21 protein-coding genes are annotated in these 24,773 nt (G+C 70.0%); 11 read left to right on the plus strand and 10 right to left on the minus strand.

Annotated features, from left to right (window positions below; all coding sequences use genetic code 11):
- Positions 1–47 precede the first annotated feature (47 nt).
- Positions 48–1,235, minus strand: a complete 1,188-nt coding sequence (locus tag IEJ02_RS02945) for an HpcH/HpaI aldolase/citrate lyase family protein (RefSeq protein ID WP_191063224.1) — start codon at positions 1,233–1,235, stop codon at positions 48–50.
- A 234-nt stretch (positions 1,236–1,469) separates the two neighbouring features.
- On the opposite strand from IEJ02_RS02945, the gene IEJ02_RS02950 reads away from it, so the two are divergent.
- Entirely contained in the window at positions 1,470–2,591 is a 1,122-nt protein-coding gene (locus IEJ02_RS02950; RefSeq protein WP_191063225.1) for a TerD family protein, read from the plus strand.
- Positions 2,592–2,627: 36 nt separating this feature from the next.
- Here the strand turns inward: IEJ02_RS02950 and IEJ02_RS02955 are convergent, their stop codons facing one another.
- The 6 genes from IEJ02_RS02955 to IEJ02_RS02980 all read right to left on the minus strand — a co-directional run bounded on the left by IEJ02_RS02955 (position 2,628) and on the right by IEJ02_RS02980 (position 7,282).
- Entirely contained in the window at positions 2,628–3,356 is a 729-nt protein-coding gene (locus IEJ02_RS02955) for a TerD family protein (RefSeq protein ID WP_191063226.1), read from the minus strand.
- A gap of 180 nt (positions 3,357–3,536) precedes the next feature.
- On the minus strand, positions 3,537–4,730 hold the full coding sequence (locus IEJ02_RS02960; protein WP_191063227.1) for a DUF475 domain-containing protein: 1,194 nt from the start codon (positions 4,728–4,730) through the stop codon (positions 3,537–3,539).
- A gap of 51 nt (positions 4,731–4,781) precedes the next feature.
- Entirely contained in the window at positions 4,782–5,357 is a 576-nt protein-coding gene (locus IEJ02_RS02965; protein WP_191063228.1) for a TerD family protein, read from the minus strand.
- Positions 5,358–5,503: 146 nt separating this feature from the next.
- Positions 5,504–6,079: a TerD family protein gene (locus tag IEJ02_RS02970; RefSeq protein ID WP_037962225.1), complete on the minus strand. Its 576-nt coding sequence runs from the start codon at positions 6,077–6,079 to the stop codon at positions 5,504–5,506.
- 123 nt (positions 6,080–6,202) lie between these two features.
- A complete protein-coding gene (locus IEJ02_RS02975; RefSeq protein WP_137977789.1) occupies positions 6,203–6,661 on the minus strand; it encodes a peroxiredoxin in 459 nt (152 codons plus the stop codon).
- A gap of 180 nt (positions 6,662–6,841) precedes the next feature.
- Complete coding sequence (locus IEJ02_RS02980) at positions 6,842–7,282, minus strand: DUF3052 domain-containing protein (RefSeq protein WP_014060347.1); 441 nt, start codon at positions 7,280–7,282, stop codon at positions 6,842–6,844.
- Positions 7,283–7,754: 472 nt separating this feature from the next.
- On the opposite strand from IEJ02_RS02980, the gene aceE reads away from it, so the two are divergent.
- Positions 7,755–10,484: a pyruvate dehydrogenase (acetyl-transferring), homodimeric type gene (aceE, locus tag IEJ02_RS02985; RefSeq protein WP_191063229.1), complete on the plus strand. Its 2,730-nt coding sequence runs from the start codon at positions 7,755–7,757 to the stop codon at positions 10,482–10,484.
- Positions 10,485–12,160: 1,676 nt separating this feature from the next.
- On the opposite strand, the gene IEJ02_RS02990 is transcribed toward aceE, so the two are convergent.
- Together IEJ02_RS02990 and IEJ02_RS02995 are read right to left on the minus strand one after the other, a co-directional pair.
- Positions 12,161–12,535, minus strand: coding sequence for a peptidase inhibitor family I36 protein (locus IEJ02_RS02990; protein WP_191063230.1), 375 nt, complete (start codon positions 12,533–12,535; stop codon positions 12,161–12,163).
- Positions 12,536–12,651: 116 nt separating this feature from the next.
- Positions 12,652–14,253 carry an MFS transporter gene (locus IEJ02_RS02995; protein ID WP_191063231.1) on the minus strand — a complete coding sequence of 534 codons (1,602 nt, stop codon included), beginning with the start codon at positions 14,251–14,253 and terminating at the stop codon, positions 12,652–12,654.
- Between the two features lie 154 nt (positions 14,254–14,407).
- Here IEJ02_RS02995 and IEJ02_RS03000 point away from each other — a divergent pair, with 154 nt between their 5' ends.
- From IEJ02_RS03000 to IEJ02_RS03020, 5 genes are all read left to right on the plus strand, one after another.
- Complete coding sequence (locus tag IEJ02_RS03000) at positions 14,408–15,046, plus strand: TetR family transcriptional regulator (protein ID WP_191063232.1); 639 nt, start codon at positions 14,408–14,410, stop codon at positions 15,044–15,046.
- Positions 15,047–15,146: 100 nt separating this feature from the next.
- Positions 15,147–16,352, plus strand: a complete 1,206-nt coding sequence (locus IEJ02_RS03005) for an alpha/beta hydrolase (RefSeq protein ID WP_191063233.1) — start codon at positions 15,147–15,149, stop codon at positions 16,350–16,352.
- 85 nt (positions 16,353–16,437) lie between these two features.
- Positions 16,438–17,436 carry a DUF4429 domain-containing protein gene (locus IEJ02_RS03010; RefSeq protein WP_191063234.1) on the plus strand — a complete coding sequence of 333 codons (999 nt, stop codon included), beginning with the start codon at positions 16,438–16,440 and terminating at the stop codon, positions 17,434–17,436.
- Positions 17,437–18,840 (plus strand): sensor histidine kinase, encoded by a 1,404-nt coding sequence (locus tag IEJ02_RS03015; RefSeq protein ID WP_191063235.1) that lies wholly within the window; start codon positions 17,437–17,439, stop codon positions 18,838–18,840.
- Complete coding sequence (locus IEJ02_RS03020) at positions 18,837–19,514, plus strand: response regulator (protein ID WP_137977794.1); 678 nt, start codon at positions 18,837–18,839, stop codon at positions 19,512–19,514. The genes IEJ02_RS03015 and IEJ02_RS03020 overlap by 4 nt, the downstream gene beginning before the upstream one ends.
- A 49-nt stretch (positions 19,515–19,563) precedes the next feature.
- Here the strand turns inward: IEJ02_RS03020 and IEJ02_RS03025 are convergent, their stop codons facing one another.
- A complete protein-coding gene (locus tag IEJ02_RS03025) occupies positions 19,564–20,817 on the minus strand; it encodes an NsdA family TPR-like regulatory protein (protein WP_191063236.1) in 1,254 nt (417 codons plus the stop codon).
- Positions 20,818–21,448: 631 nt separating this feature from the next.
- Here IEJ02_RS03025 and IEJ02_RS03030 point away from each other — a divergent pair.
- From IEJ02_RS03030 to IEJ02_RS03045, 4 genes are all read left to right on the plus strand, one after another.
- Complete coding sequence (locus IEJ02_RS03030; RefSeq protein ID WP_191063237.1) at positions 21,449–21,721, plus strand: hypothetical protein; 273 nt, start codon at positions 21,449–21,451, stop codon at positions 21,719–21,721.
- 117 nt (positions 21,722–21,838) lie between these two features.
- Positions 21,839–22,102 carry an MvdC/MvdD family ATP grasp protein gene (locus IEJ02_RS03035; protein WP_223863289.1) on the plus strand — a complete coding sequence of 88 codons (264 nt, stop codon included), beginning with the start codon at positions 21,839–21,841 and terminating at the stop codon, positions 22,100–22,102.
- A complete protein-coding gene (tgmC, locus tag IEJ02_RS03040) occupies positions 22,099–23,223 on the plus strand; it encodes an ATP-grasp peptide maturase system methyltransferase (RefSeq protein ID WP_191063239.1) in 1,125 nt (374 codons plus the stop codon). The genes IEJ02_RS03035 and tgmC overlap by 4 nt, the downstream gene beginning before the upstream one ends.
- A gap of 237 nt (positions 23,224–23,460) precedes the next feature.
- Complete coding sequence (locus IEJ02_RS03045; protein ID WP_191063240.1) at positions 23,461–24,672, plus strand: alpha/beta hydrolase; 1,212 nt, start codon at positions 23,461–23,463, stop codon at positions 24,670–24,672.
- The last annotated feature ends 101 nt before the right edge of the window (positions 24,673–24,773 follow it).

Genomic DNA, 24,773 nt, shown 5'->3' on the forward strand with positions numbered 1-24,773 from the left:
TCGTCCCTCGTCCCTCGCCCCCGGGCCCGTGCCGGGCCCGGTTCGCCCTACGTCCGCAGGCTCGCCGCCAGCAGCTCCACGAAGCTCACATCCTCCCGGGCCACCCCGAAGACCTCCGCGCGCAGCAGGGTCCGCTCGGCCCAGGCCCGGTGCGGCTTCACCTCGTTCATTTTGTTGGTGTACGAGGAGCGCAGCACACCGCCCCCGCAGCGCTGCGGCTCGAGGATGTCCACCGCGTCGCTGAACTCCTCGTGGCTGACGACGGAGAGCGCGTGCACCGGGGCCACATGGCTGGGGTGGATGCAGGTCTTGCCCTGGAGACCGTTGGCCCGGTCCAGCTCGATCTCGCGCAGCAGCCCGTCCATGTGGTGCTCGATCAGCGCGGTGCGCAGCGACTCGGCCCGGCCGCTGCTGAAGGGGCTGATCCGCAGCTGTGGCTTGAACATCCGCTCATGCGGTTTGAAGTACTCCCACACCGGCCCGGTGATCGTGAAGCCCGTGCCATCGGCCCGGCCCAGCATGTTCACCACGTCCCCGATCACGGACGCGACCAGCTGGACGTCGTAGGCGGTCATGTCCGGCGCCCTGCGCAGCCCGTACGCCGAGCACAGATCGGTGACCCCGAGGCGCAGCGCCAGCACCCGCTCCCGGTATTTGTCGACGATCCGGCTGATGCCGCCGAGGCTGTCGGTGCGCGTTTCGCGGTGCATCAGCTCCGGCGATTCGAGGACCGGCATCGCGAACAGCCGCCGTCCGCCCAACTCCTCGGTCACCTGGGCGGTTTCGGCCGACATCAGCGCCTCGAGAAAGGCTCCGCCACGCTCCTCGGTGAACTTCGGCAGTACGAATCCGGACAGCAGCCGCACGCCCGCGCCGAGCCGGGAGACGAGATCGACGATCTGCTCGGGGGTGCGGACCCGGATGAAGAGCAGCGGCAGCGAGGTGCCCGGGCCGCGCCCGGACAGCTCCGCGAACTGCCGTACGAGGTTCTCCTCCGCGCCCGCCACCTCGGCGTCGTCGATGGAGTCCTCCAGGCACAGCACCATGGAGACCACGCCACGACCTGCCTGTTTGACGATGTCCTCGGCCAGCCGGGGCCGGGTCGCCGGGCAGTACAGGGTGGCGCCGAGGGCGACGGCCAGCGTCCGGGTGGGCGAGTCCACGCTGAATTCACCGGGCTCCCGGTGGAAGAGGTTCGTTCGCACGTCGTCCGGCAGATGTTCGAAATGCCGCATACAACTCCCCGCACTGCCGGTACGCCGCCTGGGTCACGCCGACCCGCGGTTGGCCGATAATCGTACGTGCGGCCATGGGTCAAAAGTTCCCCAAGGGCGTGAAAATCACGTAACCCATGTGCGTCCGCGTGGTGTCCGGCATGCCCGCCCCGCCGCCCCGTACCACCCCCGCGCCGCCGCCCGCCGCGTACCCTGCGTTGTCCCCGCACCCACCGGGAAGGCAGGATTGCCGCCATGACGCAGGCGATGCTGAAGGGATCGAACATCCCGCTGGAGGCCACGGCCATACGCGCGGTGCTGCGCTGGACCCCCGGCACGGACGTACCCGACGTGGACGCCTCGGCGCTGCTGCTGGGGCCGGACGACCGGGTGCGCTCGGACGAGGACTTCGTCTTCTACAACCAGCCGCGGCACCCCTCGGGCCTGGTCCGGCATCTGCCCAAGAAGTCGAACCAGGACGCGCTGACGGACACCATCGAGGCCGAGCTGATCGGGCTGGAGCCGGAGGTGCGCCGGGTGGTGATCGCCGCGTCCGCCGACGGCGGCACCTTCGGGCAGGTACGGGATCTGAGCCTGCTGCTGTACGACGCCTCGCCCGGTGCGCCGGACGACGCGGACGCCGAGCCGGTCGCGATCTTCGCGGTGCTGCCGGACACCGGCAAGGAGACCGCGCTGATCTGCGGTGAGGTCTACCGGCGCGGCGACGGCTGGAAGTTCCGGGCCCTGGGACAGGGCTATGAGTCGGGGCTGGTCGGGCTGGCCACGCAGTACGGGATCTCGGTGGAGGACGGCGAGGGCGGCCCGGAGGACGACGCCGCGGCCGAGCCGGAGGCCATCGCCGCTGCCGAGCCCTCGGCCCCGGAAACCCCGGCCCCCGCCCCTGAGCCCGCGGCCGCCGCGGCCGCCACGGCCCCCGCGCCCCCTTCGGCCCCCGGCACTCCGCTCCCGCCGCCGTCCGACGCGACGACCCAGGCCCATCCCCCGGCGTACGGCTATCCGCACCCGGTGTCGCCCGACCCCTGGGATCCGCACCGCACCCAGCCCATGCACCCCGCCGCCGCGCAGGGCGACAGCGGCTACGCCTATGTGCCGTCGCAGGTGCCGCCCCCGCCCCCACAGGCCCCGGGCGCGGGGTATCCGCAGCCGCCCGCCCAGCCCCCGGCGCAGCCCGGCTACGGCTATCCGCAGCCGCAGCCGGGATACGGGTATCCGCAGCCCCCCGCGTACGGCTATCCGCAGCAGGTGCAGCCGACGGGGCCGGTGCCGCCGCCCCCGCCGCCGATCCCCGCCCAGGTGCCGGACCCCCATTTCGTCCTGCCGCCGCAGGGCCCGCAGTTCCAGAACCAGAACAGGTAGGAGCGGACGGGGACGGGGCCGCGGGGCGGACCGGGGTCACACCTTGGACTTGTAGCCCCGGCCCCACTGGAGGCCCCAGCCGTACAGCCGGTCCAGCTCCGCCTGGAAGCCGTAGACGTACTTCACCTCGCGGCGGACCATCATCTCGCCCTTGACGTTCTCGATCAGGACGACGGCGCAGGAGCGCGCCTGCGGGGCGCGCTCGTCGAGGGCGATCTCCACCCGCGGCCCATTGCTCGGATAGAGCGTGACCAGGCCGTGGGTGCGGTCGAAGGCGGGGGTGCCGTCGTAGATGTAGACGAAGACGAGCAGTCGCTTGATGTCGTCCTTGTGGTCCATGTTGACGTAGACCGTCTCACCGGACCCGGAGCCGAACCGGTCGTCGCCGCTGAGCTTGACGTACGGCGGCTCGTTGAGATTGCCGAAGAACTCGCCCAGCGGCTGCACCACGCCCTTGGAGCCGCTCTTCAGCTCGTACATCACCGCGAGGTCGAGGTCGACATTGACCAACGCGGGCCCCTGGGCCTGCACCGGCTCGGGCTTGAACATCTGCAGCGGATGGCGCAGCGAGCCGCGCGGCGCCCTGCTGTTGAAGTCCGAGGTGCGCATCTGCCAGGAGAGGTTGATGCGCAGATTGCCGGTGGCGGCCCCCTGCTTGGTCAGCGAGATCGACGCATGCCGCTTGGTCAGCTCGACCACACCGGACGCGTCACCACTGTCGAACTGACGCCATGCGGACCGTCCCCAGTTGTTCCAGAACGCCATGGTGCGCACCCCCACCCTTCGTCGCTCGCTGCCTCGAAGCTGCCGGAAGGCTGCCCGGGAAACGGCCCGACAAGCCGCCCGGCAAGCCGCTCAACCGCCGCGGGGCGGCCGGGAGGTCGAAGACCTCGGCCGCCCCGCTCAGAGCGTTCCTCAAACGCCGCCGTGTCACACTCCCGGCGGTCAGACTCCGGAGGTGACTTCCGTCTTGGCCTCCGCATCCTCCCCGGCGGCCGCCTCCCGGCGGTTGCGCACCACCGAGGACCAGTACGAGGCGGCGATCAGCACCACGCCCACCAGGCCGGTGATGACCTCGTTGATCTCGTACTTGATCGTGACCAGCAGGATCACGGCCAGCGCGCCGATCGCGTAGTGCGCGCCGTGCTCCAGGTAGACGTAGTCGTCCAGGGTGCCCCTGCGGACCAGGAAGACGGTCAGCGACCGGATGTACATGGCGCCGATGCCCAGACCCAGCGCCATCTCGAAGATGTCGTTGGTGATCGCGAAGGCGCCGATGACCCCGTCGAAGGAGAAGGACGCGTCGATGACCTCGAGGTAGAGGAAGAGGAAGAACGCGGCCTTGCCGGCCATGCCGACCACGGTGGCGCCGCCGGAGCCACGCCCGCCGCTGCCGTTGAGCTGGGCGTTCGCGGCGGCCTTCGCGGCCTCGCCGTCCTCGCCCTTGGCCTCAGCGGTCTCGTCGTCCTCGTCTTCGTCCTCCTCCTCTTCGAGCTTGTCCTCGAAGTAGCCGGAGATGCCGCCGACGATCAGATAGGTGAGCAGACCGGCGACGCCAGACAACAGGACGGTGGCGCTCTTGTCACCGCCGCCGTGGGCCACGTCGGTGGCCACGGTGGTGGCGACGATCAGCAGCGCGAGCAGGGCGACCACGATCGAGAACGTGTCCAGCTTGCCCAGCTTGGCGAGCGGCTTCTCCAGCCACCCCAGCCACCTGATGTCCCGCTCCTCGAAGATGAAGTCGAGGAAGATCATCAGCAGGAAGATCCCGCCGAAGGCCGCGATCGCCGGATGCGCCGCCGTGACCAGGTGCTCGTACTGGTTCTTGTCGTTGATCGCCAGATCGACGGCCTCGATGGGGCTCATCTTGGCCGTGACGGCGACGATGATCACCGGGAAGACCAGCCGCATGCCGAAGACGGCGATCAGGATGCCGACGGTCAGGAAGATCTTCTGCCAGAAGGCGTTCATCTTGCGCAGAATGCCCGCGTTGATGACCGCGTTGTCGAATGAGAGCGAGATCTCCAGGATCGAGAGGATCCCGACGATGGCGAGCCCCTGCCACCCCCAGAGGACGCCGGCCAGGGCCAGACCGATCGCCGTGACGGCGAACGACCAACCAAAGGTTTTCAGGAGCACTGCCTACCCAATCCTTCGTCGTAAGGTCTCCCCCGCGCGCTTTACGCGGTTTTACGAAACGTTGACTCCGAAGTCTAGAGCGATGCCTCGCAGACCCGACGCGTACCCCTGCCCCACGGCCCTGAACTTCCATTCGCCGCCGTAGCGATAGACCTCGCCGAAGATCATCGCGGTCTCGCCGGAGGCGTCCTCGGAGAGGTCGTAGCGGGCCAGCTCCTGGCCGTCCGCCTGGTTCACCACCCGGATGAAGGCGTTACTGACCTGCCCGAACGTCTGGCGCCTGGCCTCGGCCTCATGGATGGAGACCGGAAAGACGATCTTGTCGACCTCGGCCGGGACCTTGCCCAGATCGATCAGCAGGGACTCGTCGTCACCCTCGCCCTCGCCGGTGAGGTTGTCGCCGGTGTGCTCGACGGAGCCCTCCGGGCTCTTGAGGTTGTTGTAGAAGATGAAGTACTCATCGCCGAGCACCCGCCCCGACCGGCACAGCAGGGCGCTGGCGTCGAGGTCGAACGGCGCTCCGGTGGTGGAGCGCGCGTCCCAGCCCAGGCCGATGAGCACCTGTGTGAGGTTCGGAGCGGCTTTGGAGAGGGAGACATTGCCCCCCTTGGCGAGTGTGACGCCCATGATGCTGTTTCCTCCCCGGGTGTTGCGTGGGTGATACGCGTCCGGCGCCGCACCCCTGCCACTGGGGCGCGGGGGGTGCGGCGCCGGAATGATGTGTGCCCTGTCGACGGCCTTCGGCGGCCTTCGACGGCCCGCTCGGACGTCGCTCAGACGTTGACGCCGAAGTCCTGCGCAATGCCGCGCAGGCCCGAGGCGTACCCCTGACCGATGGCGCGGAACTTCCACTCCGCGCCGTTCCGGTACAGCTCGCCGAAGACCATGGCGGTCTCGGTCGAGGCGTCCTCGGACAGGTCGTAGCGGGCGAGCTCGTTGCCGTCGGCCTGGTTCACCACGCGGATGAAGGCGTTGCGCACCTGGCCGAAGCTCTGCTGACGGGTCTCGGCGTCGTAGATCGACACCGGGAAGACGATCTTGGCGACATCGGCGGGGACGCCCGCCAGATTCACCTTGATCTGCTCGTCGTCGCCCTCGCCCTCACCGGTGAGGTTGTCACCGGTGTGCTCGACGGAGCCGTCAGGGCTCTTGAGGTTGTTGAAGAAGACGAAGTTCTGGTCGTTGCCGACCTTGCCCTCGGCGTTGGTCAGCAGGGCGCTGGCGTCGAGGTCGAAGTCCGTGCCCGTGGTGGTGCGGGCGTCCCAGCCAAGGCCCACGACGACCGCGGTCAGGTTCGGGGCTTCCTTGGTCAGCGAGACGTTGCCGCCCTTGCTGAGGCTGACTCCCACGAGTCCTCCCAAAAAAGGTTCGTCAGGAGCACTGCGTGCCCCTTCATCAAAGGTTTCCCATCAGGATCAACGCGTCGATCCTAGTGAGCGGTTCCCGACCGCTACAGGGTTTCGGGGCCCTGACTACAGGGCTTCCAGGGCCTTGGCGTAGTCGTTCAGGTCCCGGGCGTCGGGCAGGCCGTTGACGACCGTCCAGCGCACCACGCCCTCCTTGTCGATCACGAAGGTGCCGCGCACCGCGCAGCCCTTGTCCTCGTCGAAGACGCCGTAGGCGCGGCTGGTCTCGCCGTGCGGCCAGAAGTCCGACAGCAGGGGGTACTCCAGGCCCTCCTGCTCGGCGAAGACGCGCAGGCTGAAGGGCGAGTCATTGGAGACCGCCAGCAGCTGGACGTCGTCGTTGACGAACGTCGGCAGCTCGTCGCGGAGCGCGCACAGCTCGCCGGTGCACACGCCGGTGAAGGCGAACGGGTAGAAGAGCAGCACGACGTTCTTCTCGCCCCGGAAGTCGGAGAGCCTGACCGACTCGCCGTGCTGGTTCTTCAGCTGGAAGTCGGGGGCCTTCGCGCCGACCTCTATCGCCATGGGAGCCATCCCTTCGCTCACTACTTCGGAAAGATCATGTCTGGAAAGATCACGTTCGGCGTGATCATGTTCGGCATGATCACGGTGTGAATTGATCATGTGGTGCGCGGCCCAGCCTACGCTCAGAGCCCCCCTCCGTAGGGATACGGAGGGGGGCTCTGGGGTGTGGATCCGCCGGCCTCAGCGCTTGCCGCTGCGCGCGGCCTTGGGCGTGACCAGGCGGCTGCCCGTCCAGTCCTTGCCCGCGTTGAAGCTCTTGGTCTGGGACAGGCCGGCGGTGGTCGCCGCCTCATTGATGTCGCTCGGCTCGACATAGCCGTCACGGCCGGTCTTGGGCGTCAGCAGCCAGACCGGTGCGCCGTCGTCGATCATCTGGATGGCGTCCACCAGCGCGTCCGTCAGATCGCCGTCGTCCTCCCGGAACCACAGCACAACGGCGTCGGCCACATCGTCGTACTCCTCGTCGACGAGCTCCTGGCCGGTGATCTCCTCGATGGACTCGCGGAGCTCCTGGTCGACATCGTCGTCGTAGCCGATCTCCTGGACCACCTGTTCGGGCTGGAAACCCAGCCTCGCGGCAGGGTTGGTCCGCTCCTCCGCGTGGTCCGCGGTCGCGCTCACGGATTGCCTCCTGTCATCTTTCATTCACTCTTCGAGTCTGTGCGTCCCGCGCGCGTACGCGGGGGCTTGGGCGTAGTCCACACGGGCCGGGCGGATCGCGCAAGTACCCGGCCAGCGATCCCGCCCAAACGTTGACGTGTCGCCGCAACTCCCATCATGGAGGAACGACGCGCAACGGCGCGCGGCCGACCGGATTGCCCGAAGATGTCCGGCTTACGTGTGTGTCTAGCCACCCTACGCCGGTCCCGTGCCGAACGGTCGTACGCAGACGACCCCGGTCGTGGGCGTAAGGTTGCGATTCGGCCGTCGCACGTGAGACGGCCGCCGGAGCGCCCCGTCTCACCTGGTGATGGTTACCACTCGGTAGAGGTGACGTATCCCGTACCCGAGGTACACGATGGAGAACGGCGCGACAGCAGCAGAGCACGAATCCATGTCCGTGCACAGCACGACCGAAAAGCGAAGGAATAGCGTGGCTTCCGGATCCGATCGCAACCCGATCATCATTGGCGGCCTTCCCAGCCAGGTCCCGGACTTCGATCCCGAAGAGACCCAGGAATGGCTCGACTCGCTCGACGCAGCCGTCGATGAGCGAGGCCGGGAACGTGCCCGCTACCTGATGCTTCGCCTGATCGAGCGCGCCCGCGAGAAGCGCGTCGCCGTGCCCGAGATGCGCAGCACGGACTACGTCAACACCATCGCCACCAAGGACGAGCCGTTCTTCCCCGGCAACGAGGAGATCGAGCGCAAGATCCTCAACGCGACCCGCTGGAACGCGGCGGTGATGGTCTCCCGGGCCCAGCGCCCGGGCATCGGGGTCGGTGGCCACATCGCCACCTTCGCCTCGTCCGCCTCGCTGTACGACGTGGGCTTCAACCACTTCTTCCGGGGCAAGGACCACGACAGCGGCGACCAGATCTTCTTCCAGGGCCATGCCTCCCCCGGCATCTACGCCCGCGCCTTCCTGCTCGACCGGCTGAGCGAGGACCACCTGGATGGATTCCGTCAGGAGAAGTCCAAGCTCGGTCACGCGCTGTCCAGCTACCCGCACCCGCGGTCAATGCCGGACTTCTGGGAGTTCCCGACGGTCTCCATGGGCCTGGGCCCGCTCGGCGCGATCTTCCAGGCGCGGATGAACCGCTATATGGAGGCACGCGGCATCGCCGACACCTCCAACTCCCACGTCTGGGCGTTCCTGGGCGACGGCGAGATGGACGAGCCGGAGTCGCTCGGCCAGCTCTCCCTGGCCGCCCGTGAGGGCCTGGACAACCTGACCTTCGTGGTCAACTGCAACCTCCAGCGGCTCGACGGCCCGGTGCGCGGCAACGGCAAGATCATCCAGGAGCTGGAGTCGCAGTTCCGCGGCGCCGGCTGGAACGTGATCAAGCTGGTCTGGGACCGCACCTGGGACCCGCTGCTGGCGCAGGACCGCGACGGCATCCTGGTCAACCGGCTGAACACGACGCCGGACGGTCAGTTCCAGACGTACGCCACCGAGACCGGCGCCTACATCCGCGACCACTTCTTCGGTGACGACCAGCGGCTGCGCAAGATGGTCGAGGGCATGACCGACGACCAGATCCTGCACCTGGGCCGCGGCGGTCACGACCACAAGAAGATCTACGCGGCGTACTCGGCGGCCAAGGCCCACAAGGGCCAGCCGACGGTGATCCTCGCGCAGACCGTCAAGGGCTGGACGCTCGGCCCGAACTTCGAGGGCCGCAACGCGACCCACCAGATGAAGAAGCTGACGGTCGACGACCTCAAGCGCTTCCGCGACCGGCTGCACCTGCCGATCCCCGACAAGGAGCTGGAGTCCGGCCTCCCGCCGTACTACCACCCGGGCCGGGACTCGGAGGAGATCCAGTACATGCACGACCGCCGCAAGGCGCTGGGCGGCTACGCGCCGACCCGTGTCGTGCGCGCCAAACCGCTTCAGCTGCCGGGCGACAAGACCTACGCCACGCTGAAGAAGGGCACCGGTCAGCAGCAGATCGCCACCACCATGGCGTTCGTGCGGCTGCTGAAGGACCTGATGCGGGACAAGGAGATCGGCAAGCGGTTCGTGCCGATCGCGCCCGACGAGTACCGCACCTTCGGCATGGACTCGCTCTTCCCCTCGGCGAAGATCTACTCGCCGCTGGGCCAGATGTACGAGTCGGTCGACCGTGAGCTGCTGCTGGCCTACAAGGAGTCGCCGACCGGACAGATGCTGCACGACGGCATCTCCGAGGCGGGCTGTACGGCCTCGCTGATCGCGGCGGGCTCCGCGTACGCCACGCATGGCGAGCCGCTGATCCCGGTCTACGTCTTCTACTCGATGTTCGGCTTCCAGCGCACCGGTGACCAGTTCTGGCAGATGGCCGACCAGCTGGCGCGCGGCTTCGTACTGGGCGCGACCGCCGGGCGTACGACCCTGACCGGTGAGGGTCTCCAGCACGCGGACGGCCACTCCCAGCTGCTGGCCTCGACCAACCCGGCGGTCGTCGCCTACGACCCGGCGTTCGGCTTCGAGATCGCCCATATCGTCCAGGACGGTCTGCGCCGGATGTACGGCGAGAACAGTGAGGACGTCTTCTACTACCTCACCGTCTACAACGAGCCGATCCAGCACCCCGCCGAGCCGGAGAACGTTGACCGCGAGGGCATCCTCAAGGGCCTCTACCGCTTCCGGCAGGGCGAGAAGGGCTCCGTACCGGCGCAGATCCTCGCCTCCGGTGTCGCGGTGCCGTGGGCCCTGGAGGCCCAGCGCATCCTGGCCGAGGACTGGAACGTCAAGGCGGACGTCTGGTCGGCCACGTCCTGGAACGAGCTGCGCCGGGACGCCGTCGAGGTGGAGGAGCACAATCTGCTCCACCCGGAGGAGGAGCAGCGCGTTCCGTACGTCACCCGGAAGCTTGCGGACGCGGAGGGCCCGAAGGTGGCCGTCTCCGACTGGATGCGGGCGGTTCCCGACCAGATCGCGCGCTGGGTGCCCGGCACGTACCAGTCGCTGGGCGCGGACGGCTTCGGCTTCGCCGACACCCGCGGCGCGGCACGGCGCTTCTTCCACATCGACGCCCAGTCGATCGTGCTCGGCGTCCTGACGGAGCTCGCCCGCGACGGCAAGATCGACCGCTCGGCCCTCAAGCAGGCGATCGACCGCTACCAGCTCCTGGACGTGGCCGCCGCCGACCCGGGCCCGGCAGGCGGCGACGCGTAGCCGTCTGCGACGGCACGGACCGGTGACGCGGTAGCCGCCCACGACGGGAACGCGAGCTGAACGTGGGGCGGGCTGGACCTCCAGCCCGCCCCACGTTGTCGTGTGCCCCGGGCGCCAGGGGTAATTGCGGGCGGGGGCGCCGCCCCCGCCCTCCCGCCACCCGGTCCAGGGGCTCCGCCCCGGCCCTGGAATCCCAGACCATCGCCCCCGACCCCCGGACCCACGCCCCGGACATCGGGCGTCGGCTCCCGGCCGTCCAGCCCCGGCCCCCAGGCCCCGGACGTCGGACTCCGGCCGTCCAGCCCCGGACGTCAGACCCCGGCCGTCCAGCCCCGGCCCCCCGGACGTCGGACCCCGGCCGTCCAGCCCCGGCCCCCCGGCCGTCGGACCCCGGCCGTCCAGCCCCGGCCCCCCGGCCGTCGGACCCCGGCCGTCCAGCCCCGGCCCCCCGGCCGTCGGACCCCGGCCGTCCAGCCCCGGCCCCCAGGCCCCGGACGTCGGACCCCGGCCGTCCAGCCCCGGCCCCCAGGCCCCGGACGTCGGACCCCGGCCGTCCAGCCCCGGACCCCCGGCCCCGGACGTCGGGCCCAGAGCGCCGAGCCTGGCACTTCGACCGGGCCCGCAGCGGAGCCGCGCCGAACGGTGGGGCCCCACAGGCGGCGGCGAGACCCCGCCACCGTCCAGCGGGACGCCTGTGAGTACGGCCCGAGGGCCAGGCCCCGGACGTCAGACCTCGGCCGTCCAGCCCCGGACCCCCGGACGTCAGACCCCGGCCGCCCAGCCCCGGCCCCCAGGCCCCGGCCCCCCGGCCCCAGACGTCGGGCCCAGAGCGCCGAGCCTGGCACTTCGACCGGGCCCGCGGCGGAACCGCGCCGAACGGTGGAGCCCCACGGGCGGCGGCGAGACCCCGCCACCGTCCAGCGGGACGCCTGTGAGTACGGCCCGAGGGCCAGGCCCCGGACGTCGGACCCCGGCCGTCCAGCCCCGGCCCCCCGGCCCCGGACGTCGGGCCCAGAGCGCCGAGCCTGGCACTTCGACCGGGCCCGCAGCGGAGCCGCGCCGAACGGTGGGGCCCCACAGGCGGCGGCGAGACCCCGCCACCGTCCAGCGGGACGCCTGTGAGTACGGCCCGAGGGCCAGGCCCCGGACGTCAGACCTCGGCCGTCCAGCCCCGGACCCCCGGACGTCAGACCCCGGCCGCCCAGCCCCGGCCCCCAGGCCCCGGCCCCCCGGCCCCAGACGTCGGGCCCAGAGCGCCGAGCCTGGCACTTCGACCGGGCCCGCGGCGGAACCGCGCCGAACGGTGGAGCCCCACGGGCGGCGGCGAGACCCCGCCACCGTCCAGCGGGACGCCTGTGAGTACGGCCCGAGGGCCAGGCCCCGGACGTCGGACCCCGGCCGTCCAGCCCCGGCCCCCAGGCCCCAGACGTCGGGCCCAGAGCGCCGAGCCTGGCACTTCGACCGGGCCCGCGGCAGAGCCGCGCCGAACGGGGTGGAGCCCCACGGGCGGCGGCGAGACCCCGCCACCGTCCGGCGGGACGCCTGTGGGTACGGCCGGAGGACGTCCGGGGTCCAGGGGCGGGGCCCCTGGTTCGGGAAGGGGCGGGGCGGGGAACATTCAGGCCCCAGGCCCCGCACCCGCGCGCCGGGATCCGGTGTGTGCCCCGGACCGCCGGTCAGCGCTCCCAGATCTTGAAGGCCCGGACCTGGTACGGGGTTTCGGGGGCCCACGAGCCAGTGGGGTAGGTGTGGAACTCGGCCGTCTCGGCGCATTCCCGGCTCTGATAGGCCGTCACCGGACGGCCCGTGCGGTTCGCCAGGGACGCGGCGGTGGTGCCGGACGGCAGGGGGACACAGCTTTCGATGTCGACGTCGGCCAGTTCATGGATCTGGCGCGCCCCCGCGAAGCCCCCGCTCCGCCACAGGCACAGCTGACCGGCGGCGCAGTTCCCCAGCCGTGGCGGGGCGGCGGGCCGGGCCGACGCCGCGGCCGGGGCGAGGGTGGCGGTGAGGGCCAGCGCCGCGACGGCGGCCGTAATGATCTTGCGCATAACGATGTCGCTCCCCGTGTGGAAAGAACAGAACGGGAGCCAGCCTGTCGCCGGCTCCCGTTCGCCACCATGGGGTCGATCAAGGTCCACCCTGATAGGGGGTTGACCGCGAGGGGTCAGATGTGAACGGCGCCCCCGGCCGCGTCCGCGTTCTCACCGCGCTTGGTGAACGCCGCGACCAGCGCCGCGACCGCCGAGACGACGCCGGCCACCGTGAAGGCGAGCCCCATCCCTGACACGAAGGTGTCATGCGCGACGGCCGTGATCTTGCCCGCGATCTCCGGCGGCGTGCCCTTGGGGACCGGAGCGATGCCGACCTCGACCGCGTCCGACACCTGGGACTCCGAGCCCTTGGGCATCGGCGGCAGCCCGGCGCCGGCCCACTTCTCCGGCAGGTCGCTGTCCACCCGGCCCGCCATGACCGCGCCCAGGACGGCCGTGCCGAGGCTGCCGCCGACCTGCATCGCGGCCTGCTGGAGGCCGCCGGCGACACCGGCGTGCTGGATCGGGGCGTTGCCGACGATGACCTCGGTGGCGCCGACCATGACCGGGCCGAGGCCGAGGCCCAGCAGGGCGAACCACACGGCCATCTCGAGGCCGCCGCTGTCCGCGTCCAGCCGGGACAGGCCGAACATCGAGACGGCGGTGATCACCATGGCGCCCACCAGCGGCGCCCGCGGCCCGAACTTGGTGATCAGCGCACCGGCCAGCGGCGAGGCGACGATCATCATCGCGGTGAGCGGCAGCAGCCGCAGCCCGCTGTCGACGGGGCTCATCCCGTGCACGTTCTGGAGATAGAAGGTGACGAAGAACAGCCCGCCCATGAAGCCGAAGGCCATCAGCACCATCAGCACGGTGCCCGCGCTCAGCGGCACCGAGCGGAACATGCTGAGCGGCAGCAGTGGCTCCGCCGTCCGGTTCTCCCAGAAGACGAAGACGGCGAAGCAGACCGCCGCCAGGCCCAGGAAGAGCAGCGTGCGCTGGTCGCCCCAGTGCCAGTCGGCGGCGTTGATCAGCGCCCAGATCAGGCAGAACATCGCACCGGACAGCAGCACGATGCCGGGGAGGTCGAAGGACCGCGGGGCCCTCTCGGCGCGGTGGTCCACCAGCAGCAGCAGCCCGAGGACCAGCGCCAGGACGCCGACGGGCGCGTTGATGAAGAAGACCGACTGCCAGTTGACGTGTTCGACGAGCAGTCCGCCGACGATGGGCCCGGCGGCGGTGGAGGCGCCGATGACCGCACCCCAGATGCCGATCGCCATGTTGAGCTTCTCGGCGGGGAAGGTGGCGCGCAGCAGCCCGAGCGCCGCGGGCATCAGCAGCGCGCCGCACAGGCCCTGCAGCACCCGGAACGCCACGACGAGCGACACCTCGCCGGAGAGGCCGATGGCGGCCGAGGAGACGGCGAAGCCGATGACGCCGATGAGGAAGGTCTGTCGGTGGCCGAAGCGGTCACCCAGCTTGCCCGCCGTGATCAGCGCGACGGCGAGGGCCAGCAGATAGCCGTTGGTGATCCACTGCACATCGGCGAGCGAGGCGCCGAGGTCCTTCTGGATGGCCGGGTTGGCGATGGCGACGATCGTGCCGTCGAGGGCGACCATCGTCACGCCGAGGGCGACGGTGAGGAGCGTCAGCCATGGATGACCCCGAAGCCCCTTCGGGGCATCGGCTATGGGAGGTTCCGACGCCGAATCGGCGACGGTGGTCGAAGAGGTCATGACCGGAGGCTAATGTCAGCGTCTGACAATTGACAAACCGATTCATCCGCCGGTAACTGACGTTTTTGTCACAGGTATCCTGAGCAGCCGCGATGCGGCCCCACACCGGGAGAAAGCGAGCCGATAGGTGACGACGGACGAGGCAGTGGCGGACATGAGGACGCCGCCACCGGCCGGGCTGCGCGAGCGCAAGAAGCAGCGGACGCGAAGCGCCCTGGTGCGCTCCGCGCTGGAGTTGTTCACCAGTCAGGGATACGAGCGGACTACGGTCGACGAGATCGCCGAGGCGGTCGAGGTCTCCCAGCGCACCTTCTTCCGGTACTTCGCCAACAAGGAGGAGGTCGCCTTCGCCAGCCAGGAGTCGGCCGAGTGCCACTTCTTCGCCGCCCTGTGCGGGCGCCCCCCGGACGAGGCGCCGCTGGCCGCGCTGCGCGGGGCGGTCCTCGACGCCTGGGGGAGCATCGGGGAGACCATCGAGCAGCTGGTGCCGCCCGAGCTCCATATGCGGATGTACCGGGTGATCGAGTCCACGCCCAGCCTGCTCGCGGTCCACCTGCGCCGCATCGCGGAGATGGAGGAGCGGCTGACGCGCGAGATCGCCCGCCGCGAGGGGCTGGACATCGACACCGACCCGCGGCCGCGGCTGCTGGTCGCGATGTTCGGCGGGGTGATCCGGGTGGCCGGGAAGCTGTGGACCGAGGGTGACGAGGACAGCGTCGTCACATTGCGAGACATCACCGCGTTCCATCTTGATTACGTGGGCCCCGCTCTCGCCGAGAAATGGGATAAATAGCACCAATACCGGCATAGCTCCCAAGGATTCCCGCTTTCAAACGTGATATGAATCACGGGATTTGGCACGCGGCGCCGCGCTTCTCCTAGGGTGTCCCGCGGTGACTTCCTTCTCGGAGCTCGGCTCCCCCTCCCCCGGTTCCACCGCCTGGCGCGCCCTGCTCGCGCTGGCGGTGGTCTTCGTCCTCCTCGCCACGACCGGCTGGACGGCCGTACGGAGCCACAGAGGAGCCCCGGACGCGCTCACCGCGTCGATGAACGCCTGGCGCCACGGATCGCTCGGTGGCCGCGCGCTGCCCGATCCGTACGGCTCGCCGCGCACCCTCGGCCGCTGGTTCGACTCGCTCACCAAGGCCCAGACCGACCGTGTGGTGCGGCGCTATCCGCTGGCCGTGGGCAATCTCAACGGCGCGCCGGTGGCCCTGCGCTACCGCGCCAACCGCGTCGCCCTGCTCCGGGCGCGCGCCGACGAGCGCAAGCGGATGCACGACCCCCGGCTCACCCCGATGGGCCGCTCGGACGCGACACGCCGGATGCACCGCTATGAGGACCTGCTGGGCGCCGGGCGGCAGATCCTCTCCTTCGACCCCTCGGGGGCCGGGCGGGCCGCCGAGGTCTTCGGGGACCTCGCCCACGCCAACCGGGTCTCCATCGTGGTGCCGGGCGTGGACACCGACATCCTGACGTTCCAGAAGACCGAGCGCCCGTACACCGCCACGGTCGGGATGGCCCGCGCGCTCTACGACAACGAGCGGGCCGACGCCCCGGACATCAAGACCGCCGTCATCGCCTGGGCCGACTACACCAGCCCGGCCGGGATCGGCATGGACGCGGCCACCGGCAAGCTGGCCGCCCAGGGCGCGGTCCGGCTGCGCGCGCTGGTCAACGCGCTGCCCTCGCTCTCCCGGGTCTCGCTGATGTGCCACAGCTACGGCTCGGTGGTGTGCGGGGTCGCCGCCCGCGACCTGCCGCCCAAGGTCACCGATATCGCGGTGGCCGGCAGCCCCGGGATGCGCGCCGGCCGCGTCTCCGACCTGGGCACCAGCGCCCGGGTGTGGGCGATGCGCGACTCCGGCGACTGGATCGAGGACATTCCGCATCTGGAGTTCGGCGGGCTCGGCCACGGCGCGGACCCGGTCTCCTCCGGCTTCGGCGCCCGGGTGCTGGCCGCGGACGGGGCGGATGGACACGCCGGGTACTTCGAACCGGGCACGACCAGCCTGGACAACTTCGCGCGGGTGGGAATCGGTGCTGTCCAGTCCGTGAGCTGCGGCGACGGCGACGACTGCACCGCGGGGCTACGCTGAGGCCCGGCATAAACACCGGAAACTCTAGTGACGCGCGTAGCCTCAAAGGGGGACGGGCGGGCCACCGCCGCATACGATGAGCCGCATGGGTGATGTGCTGGCCGGTTTTCAGACCGTCTGGGAGTTCGACACCGACTCCATGCTCATCCGCTTCGAACGGGGGATCCGCACGCCGAAGCTGCTCCAGGCGCTCGGCGAACGCCGCATCCCCTTCGAGGCGCTGTCCGGGGTGGAGCTCACCGTGGGCAAACGCGGAACGGTGGTGCTGCGCGCCGTGCCCAGACCGGGCGCCGACCCGCTGATGGAGGCCGCCGACGGCCAGCTCAGGGAGGCGTACGACCCGTACCGCCTGGTGCTGCCGGCCGAGCGGGAGACCCTCGCCGACTACTACGCCGAGCGGATACGCGAGTCCCTCGGGCCCGAGGCGGACATCCCGGCCGAGGCGCATCTGGTGACCGTGCCCCCGCCGCCGCTGTCCTTCAAGGCGTACGACGGCAAGGCGTCCTTCGACGGCAAGGCCGTCTCCTTCCGCTGGTTCTGGACCGGCGCCTCCTCCGAGAAGTGGAAGGTCGGGGACCAGCGCTTCCGGATCGACGAACTCACCGGTGTGGAGTGGCGTTCACCGGAGAGCCGCGGCTCGGCGGGCACCGCCCCCAAGGAGAGCTCCGCCAAGACCGGCGCCGCCAAAGAGGGTTCCGCCAAGGACGGCACGGCCGGGAACGGCACCGGCAAGGCCTCCCCCAAGGGCGGTGGCCACGGCTATCTGCGGCTGCTGCGGCGCTCCGCCGAGGGTCGGCCCGCCGAGCGCCCCGACCGGGACCCGGCGGCCGTCGTCTTCGGGATGGGCTACGGCCTCGTCCACCAGTCGCTGCCGTTCGCCGCGGCCGTCCTGGAGGCCGTACGGGCCTCCTCCCCCGTACCGTGCGCCGAGGGCGCCCCGGCCCCGAACCGGGCCACCGCCCCGCGCCGCGACCCCGCCGACATCGCCGAGCGCATCCGTCACCTGGGTGAGCTGCACACGGCCGGGCTGCTGACCGACGACGAGTTCAGCGCGAAGAAGGCCGAGCTGCTGGCGGAGCTGTAAGTGTCCGGTCCCTCCTCCGCACCGGCCGGCGAGGCCGCCGACGCCTCGTCGGCCGCCGCATCCTCAGCCGGCGCCTCCTCCACCGCCGCCGCCTCCTCCACCGCGCACGAGAGCCTGCCCAAGGCCGCCTGGCGGCAGGCCAGCGGTCTCGCCCGGGCCCTGGTGACCCCCAGCTACCCGGCGACGCCGCTGTTCGTCCAGTCGCCCAGGCGCTGGCTGCGCAGGGTGCCGTACGGCGTGGCGATGACCCTCACCACGATCCTGGTGCCCGTCACCGCCCAGGTCCTCTCCCATGACTACGGGGTGGGCGGCGGCGTCGCCACGCTGCTCGGCATCGCCCAGGCCACCCCACTCCTGCTGTCCGTCACCCGCCCCCTGCAGGCGTGGTGGATCGTCTTCCTCTCCGACGTCCTGTGCGCCCTGCTGGTGCTGGGCACCGCGGATCTCGACCGCCGGGTGTGGCCCTGGATACCGCCCGCCATCATCGGCTATCTCTTCCTGCTGCTCGCCCTCGCGCTGCGCGAACCGCGCCGCACCCTGGTGGCGGTGTGGCTGGTCACCGGCGCCGCCGGACTGGCGCTCGGCATGGCCTTCCCGGACAAGAGCAACGGCAGCAATGTGGTGCTGTTCGTGCTCGGCGGCGTGGTGCTGCTCGTCGCCGGGGCGCTGCGCGAGCGCGGGGACGCCCAGCGGCGGCTGGCCGAGCAGGAGACGATCAGCGAGGCCGAACGGGCCCATCGCACCCTGCTGGAGGAGCGCACCCGGATCGCCCGTGAGCTGCACGACGTGGTCGCCCACCACATGTCGGTGATCACCGTGCAGGCGGACAGCGCCCCGTACCGGATCGGCGGTCTGCCCGCCGCGGCGGAGCGGGAGTTCTCCACCATCGCCGCCACCGCCCGCGAGTCGCTCGCCGAAATGCGGCGGCTGCTGGGCGTGTTGCGCAGCGAGGAGACCCGCGGGGAACGGGCACCGCAGCCGGGGCTGCGGCAGGTGCCCCAGCTGGTCGAGGCCACCGTACGGGCCGGCATACCGACCACGCTGACCATCGCGGACCACGTGGCCGAGCTCGAACCGCTGCCGCAGGCCGTGGGGCTGTCCGCGTACCGCATCGTGCAGGAGGCGCTGGCCAATGTGGTGCGCCACGCGCCGGGCGCCGCCACCCGGGTGGCCATCTCCGCCGAGGACCGCTCGGCGCTGACCCTGCTGGTGGTCAACGGCCCGCCCGACAGCGCGCCCACCAAGCCCCTGGAGACCAGCGGCACCGGCCACGGCCTCGTCGGCATGGTCGAGCGCGTACGACTCGTCGGCGGCATGCTCGACACCGGCCCGCTGCCCGACGGCGGCTTCCGCGTCGCGGCCCGCCTCCCCCTGGTAGACCTCGAAGAGACGGACCCGTCATGACCATCAAGGTGATCATCGTCGACGACCAGGCGATGGTGCGGGCGGGGTTCGCCGCCCTGCTCGCCGCGCAGAGCGACATCGACGTCGTCGGCGAGGCGCCGGACGGGCGGGAGGGCGTGGAGGTCAGCCGCCGCGCCCACCCCGATGTGGTGCTCATGGACGTCCGGATGCCCGAGATGGACGGGCTCGAGGCGGCCCGGCAACTGCTGGACCCGCCGCGCGGGGTCACCCACCGGCCCAAGGTCCTGATGCTCACCACCTTCGACGTGGACGACTACGTCTACGAGGCGCTGCGCGCCGGGGCCAGCGGCTTTCTGCTGAAGGACGCCCCGCCGGCCGATCTGATCTCCGCGGTCCGGGTGGTCGCCGCGGGCGAGGCGCTCCTCGCCCCATCCGTCACCCGCCGCCTGATCGCCGACTTCGCCCGCCAGCGCCCCGCCCCGCGCCGCGACGGCCCGGCCCTGCGGCGCAGCGGGCTGACACCGCGGGAGACCGAGGTGCTCGAGCTGATCGCCCGCGGCCTGTCCAACCAGGAGATCGCCGAGTCGCTGGTACTCGCCGAGCAGACGGTGAAGACCCACATCGGCCGGGTGCTGGCCAAGCTGGGACTGCGCGACCGCGCCCAAGCGGTGATCTTCGCCTATGAATCGGGCCTGGTGACACCGGGGCAGTGACCCCGGCCGGGCGGCCCCCTACTGAGCGGTCCGTGGCACTGATCGTTCTTCAGTCGTACTCGCGAAGCATGGCGATGGTCTGTTGACTCTCTTTCGCCCCTCGGCGCAGCAGCACAGCGGCCATAGCGTGCAACTCGTTCCACGAATGTGGGCGGCCGACAGCGGCGGCGTCGGGGATGCTCGCCATTGCCACAGAGGCGGCTTCAGTCGACTCACCCATCTCAGCAAGCGCATGTGCGAGACAGGCGCGATACCAGGTCTTGTCACGTCGGTACTCATCTGGCAATGCGTCGAGTCCAACCGTGATGTGTTCGACGGCAGTTCGCCAGTCGCGCAGATGCATAGCCGCCATGCCGCGTTGCAGGGTGAACCATGTTTCGTCGTAGAAGTACATCCACACGGGCTCGTCCTCGGGATGCTCGGACGCCTGGCTGATGAGCCCCTGTGCCTCATCCAGCATGCGGCGGGCGCTGTCGGCCTCACCGTCGAGCGCGTGCCCCCTTGCAGCCATCTGAGCGGCCATACCCTGCACGCCGAGCGATGTGCCCGGGGCCGACCAGCGGGCAGCCTCAGCGAGTCGTACACACCGGCCGCCGCGCCCGCCTGACCACGCCATGTGCGCCTTCATGCTGAGCGTCGTGGCGGCCATGTTGGCGTCCCCAGCCTCCAAAGCCCATTCGTGTGAACGGTCGTACCAGGCGAGTGCGGCGGCCGTCTCTGCCTGATCCTGTGCCATCCATGCCAGGAATTGCGCGTGTTCGGCGGCCAGCCGTACCACGCGATTGGCGAGCGGCCCGCGTGCGCCTGAGTACATGTCGACGACTGTACGAAGTTGCTGGCGCATCACGTCGACAAGCGGCCGAGCCCCGATTCGGTCTTCGGCTCGGCGATGTGCGGCAAGCAACCCATCGAGCCAATCCAGGGTGGCGGCGTCCACGCGGTGAGCGGAGTCAACCACGCTCGTTACACGGGCCAATAGGTCTTCGTCGGGAGCAGGACCGGATAGCGTCAGGCTCGCGACGGGGGCTTTGCCGGTGGTCATTGGGGCGGCTGCCGTTTGGAGACGGGGGGGTATGCCCAGCCCCTCCACGATGCGTTGTCGAACCTCTACGGAGGTCACATGACGACGCCCGCGTTCGATATCCGACACGTCAGGCTGGACCAGTCCGACGCGTTCCCCGAGCCTCGATTGGCTGAGGCCGGTGAGCTTCCGATACGCGCGAAAGACAGCGCCCCAATCTTCGCTGAGGACGGCTGCCGCTAGTTGCGGATGGGACCAGAGGGCCCCGGGATCGTCTCCCATGTCTCAAATATAGGGCTGCCCTATAGGCCCGTGGGATGGGCTCAGCCGATGTTCAGCGCAAGTATCGACACGCCCCACTACAGGGCGAAGTCGACAACTGGACAGCCACGCAAGACCCCCGCGACCGCGCTGCGAGCGGTCCGGGGGCGTGGCCAGGCTCGGAAGGGAGCGCTGGCGTGAGCCACCGTATCTCAAGGCTCTGGAAGGCGGTACGTGGCCGGTTACGGCGCGGCTGCGGTCGGCATCGCTGCGGCGATCCGCTGCCCCCGTATCGGCCGTTGGACCGGCCCACACTGGTGTTGCCCCGAGTGCCCAACTCGGTGTCCATGCCCCCGTCAGTGCCCATGGTGGGCGGGTGCGCTCGCGTGCGTCGTGTGGGGCGCCCGCACACGGGGGGTGTGGTCGGGTGAGTGACGCATGTCGAATTACCGTCGCTATTCGAAAGGGGGCGGGCAGTGAGGAAGTTGAAGCCTCCGAAGCTCCCTGATCCCCCTAAGTCGCCGAAGTCGTCCGAGGAGCCGAAGACGTGCCTGCATGAGGGTCCATTTCCGCCGAGGGCGACGCACTGCCCGAACTGTCAAGAGCAGATTTACAAGCCTAGGTGGTGAAGGAGGTGAGCGAGGAGCAAGAGATGGACATTCCCGACTATGACTCGTATGGGATTGAGTTCGATCCCGCAGAGCGCTTTGTCCGCACAGAAAAGGGCGTGGCGCTGAAGCTCTGGCTTTCACGGCCTGGTTTGGGCAGAGCCCTCTACCAACTGGAGCTGACGCTGGCTGAGGCGGAGTTACATCACGCATCGCTGTGCCGCGCGCTGAACGGCGTGTATCCCATCGAGATGTGTTGCCGCGATCTGGTCAGCCGCCCGTCAAAGATGGCGATTGCGACTCCCTGGTCGAATTAGAGGAAACAGGTGAGACGCGTACACACCGATTTACTCCCCGCTCCGGCCCCACGCCTTCAGTCAACGGTTGTTGTTGGTGAACGGATTTTCTGCGCACGAATTACTTCCCCGCCTGGCGTGCTCGACTGGCGCGCCGAGTACCGGAACCTGACGTACGAACCGATCCAATGCCCGGACGGCATGCGGCGCACACTGGTTCGGTTCCTCGCTCGTTTCGGGCTCAACTTTGGAGCATTCGATTTCGCGGTGACCACAGACGGCACATGGTGGTTTCTCGAATGCAACCCGAATGGACAGTGGGCGTGGCTCGAAGATGCGGCGGGACTTCCCATCACGACAGCTATCGCGGACCTGTTGGAGAACGGAGAGAATAACGCATGACCGACGACTTTTCCTCTGAGGGGCTGCGGGCGGCTCTCGCCCGGCAACTTACCGAATCCGGAGCATTGCGAAGTTCGGAATGGGAAGCCGCCATGATGGCCGTTCCCCGCGAAACATTTCTATCCGATGGATGGTTCGAGTACGAAGACGAGGGCTGGTACCGCCCCGTGTTCCTCGCCGACAATCCCGAGCGGCTACGCCGCGTCTATGAAGATGACACGCTGACCACCCAAGTTGCGGAGTCGGTGACCCCGCGTCAAATCGAGGGACGTATCTCGCACCGTCCGTCCTCATCTTCCACCCTCCCGAGTCTCGTGGTCCGCATGCTCGAAGAGCTTCACGTAGATGAGGGCACCCGGGTACTCGAAATCGGCACTGGAACGGGTTACTCAACGGCGCTTCTCTCGCATGTGGCCGGTGGGGATAACGTGACGTCAGTTGAGGTGGACCCGGATATTTCTGCTCGCGCTGGTGTTGCCCTGGGTGGACTCGGTTACTGGCCTGACTTGATTGTCGGTAACGGACTGGCCGGTCATGAGGAGAGCGCACCCTATGACCGCGTGATCGCGACATGTGGAGTGCACACAGTCCCCTCTGAGTGGATCACTCAGACTCGCGTAGGAGGCGAAATCCTCGTGACTGTCTGCGGGTGGATGAACGCGTCTGAGCTGGTACGCCTGACCGTGGCAGAAGACGGAACAGCAAATGGCCCTGTTCTTGGCGGAAAAGTCTCATTCATGCTCGCGCGGCCCCACACCCCTCCGGCTCTGGGAACACTGCCGGATCTCGACTCGGGGGAAGCCATGCCGACGGACATCGGCGGTGACGTACTGGACGACTGGACAGCGCGGTTCGTCGCGCAGTTCGCGGCGCCACGGGCCCAGCGCTTCACGCTGTCCCGCAACGGCCGAGACGAACACGTCATCATCGACGTGGAGGCCGGAGCATGGGCAGCCGTGTTCGAGGACGGCGGGCAATGGATGGTCCGCCAGGGCGGCCCAGCCCGCCTATGGGACTCCATCAGCGACCGGATCAGGCAGTGGCACCATGCCGACAGGCCGCCCGCCGAGCGGCTGAGGCTGCACGTGGAATCCGATGGACAGCGCCTCACCTGGCAGTAGCCACGAGCTACCCATCAATCCCCTCTCGCCCCTGTCGTTCCACTCCCCACATCCGGACGGCAGGGGCTTCTCGCTGTCCGGACCAGCCAATATCGCTCAACCCCCTACTGGGGTATGACATCCCACTTGGCACCGGGGGGTGACGTACCGCCACCCGACACCTCTCTACCTTTCCCTCCGCCACCGACGGATCCGCCGACGGGCAGGTCCACCGACGGAAGAGGGAAAGCCGCCGCCATGTCCCAGACGCTACGCACCAGGCACTACGCACGGCGCCTGATCACCGCGGCGCTCACCATCACCGTCATGGCGGGGACGGCCGGCTGGACGGTGGCCCACGAGGAGCAGGCCATCACCGGGCCACCGCCGGGGACCGCCGCGTGGCTGGCGGACCATTCGCTGGGCGGGGCCGGGCGCGAGTTGCCCGATCCGGCCACCACCTCGCCCGCCGGGGTCGCCCGGTTCTTCGACCGGCTCACCGAGGTCCAGCGGAAGGCGCTGGTCATCCGGCACCCGGAGGTGGTGGGCAATCTGGACGGGGCACCGCTGGGCCTGCGGTACGAGGCCAACGCCCGGGCGATCCGGGCCGCCTGGCACAAGGAGCGGAAGGCCGACCCGAAGAGCCCGCTCGCCGAGCGGTACGCGGCGCTGCTGGAGCCCGGCCGCCAGATCCTCGCCTTCGATCCGCGCGGGCGCGGCCAGGTGGCGGAGGTGTACGGGGACTTGGCGGCGGCCCGGCGCACGGCCGTGATCGTGCCCGGCTCGGACATCGACCTGGAGGACTTCGACCGCACGGGCGACCCGTACGGCGCCCCGGCCGGGATGGCCCGGTCGCTGCGGGCGCAGATGGCCAAGGACGCGCCCGCGACGCCGACCGCCGTCATCGCCTGGGTCGGCTACACGACCCCGGTCGGGCTGGGCCCGGACGCCGCCACCAGCCGCCTGGCCAAGGCGGGCGCGCCCCGCCTGGACCGGTTTCTGGCCGGGCTCGCCGTGACCACCGCGGCCACCGCCGACGCCCCGCCCGCCGTCTTCTGCCACAGCTACGGCTCGGTGGTCTGCGGTCTCGCCGCCTCCGCGATGGACCGCGCCCGCGTCTCCGACCTGGTGGTGCTGGGCAGCCCGGGGATGCGCGCGGACAGCGCCGACGCCTTGCGCACCGGGGCCCGGGTCTGGGCGGCGCGGGACCGCACCGACTGGATCCGCCGGGTGACCGGCTATGACTTCCTGGGCCTGGGCCACGGCGACGACCCGACCGATCCGTCCTTCGGCGCCCGGGTGGTCTCCTCCGAGAGCGCCCACGGCCACACCGGCTACTTCGCGCCGGGGACGGATTCGCTGCGCAACTTCTCGCGGATCGCGCTGGGGGACTTCGACGGGGTGCGGTGCGCGGGGGAGGACGGCGGCGGTCCGGGCACGGGGCCGGACTGCCGCCAGGGCCTCATCTGACCGCCGTCCGCCCGGCATCCGGTGGCGCCCGGCGCCGTCGGCCACCCGCCGAGCCCTGGCCGCCCACCCTGCCGCGCCGGGCACCGGCGGCACCGCCATGC

This window comes from Streptomyces sp. 5-10 (assembly GCF_014712245.1).
Taxonomy (GTDB): Bacteria; Actinomycetota; Actinomycetes; order Streptomycetales; family Streptomycetaceae; genus Streptomyces; species Streptomyces violaceusniger.